This is a genomic window from Arthrobacter sp. JCM 19049 (genome assembly GCF_001310435.1).
Genome location: NZ_BAXF01000792.1, coordinates 1 through 769 on the forward strand (window position 1 = coordinate 1; position 769 = coordinate 769).

At 65.0% G+C, this 769-nt stretch carries 1 protein-coding gene; it reads right to left on the minus strand.

Features of this window, described 5'->3' with window-relative positions:
• Positions 1 to 222: 222 nt before the first annotated feature.
• Positions 223 to 525, minus strand: a complete 303-nt coding sequence (locus JCM19049_RS16310) for a hypothetical protein (protein ID WP_054822064.1) — start codon at positions 523 to 525, stop codon at positions 223 to 225.
• Positions 526 to 769 lie beyond the last annotated feature (244 nt).

The following is a 769-nucleotide window of genomic DNA, read 5'->3' on the forward strand; positions in this document are numbered from 1 at the left end:
CCGGTGCGCTGCGGCGGGCCTCCAGCTGCTCGTCGGAGACCTGTTGGCCGGCCTGGCGCAGCTCATCGAGCCCGCCCTCGTACTGCCAGACGTGTTCCAGCGCCTCCAGCTGCTCCTGGTGGGCGGCCTGGCGCACCACGTTCTCGTGGTTCGGGGTCTCCACCACGATCGCCACCGACCGGAGTCGCCCAGGATCAGGCGACCTGGGAGGGGGAGGAGGTTTCATAAACCGGCACGGTGATGCATCCGGCGAACCAGATGGCGAAGTCCACCAGCGTCCACTCGTACTTGGTGCGCGACATCAGCCGATGCGGCTGCCGGTTCGATGCCTGGCGATGAAGCCTTGGCGATCGCGGCGGCGTCGGCGGCGAACTGCGAGGCGGTGATGTCCTGCCAGCTGCCGTCGGGGCGGGGTTTGGAGAACAGCGCCGGATTCGCCGCGGAATTCGCGTGCCGCAACAGCAGATCGGTGATGTTGGACTGTTCGGGGCTCTTGATGCGAATCGGGGTGCTGAACTCGATCATCGGTGTCTCACTCCTGACGTATGTGACCGGGGTAATCGCAGCGAGTAAGCTACGTCACAGGATATTACTTGATAGTAACCTAGCTGCGACCTGTGGCCAAGTTGGCTATACCCTAGCCCCATCATCTCCCGGATCGCGGTCGTTGGGTAGCCGGTAGAGCAGCAGGCCCACCCCGGCCAGGGTGATCAGCCCCAGCGCGATGAACAGGGCCGTGGGCGCGCCGCGGAAGAAGATCACACCCAGC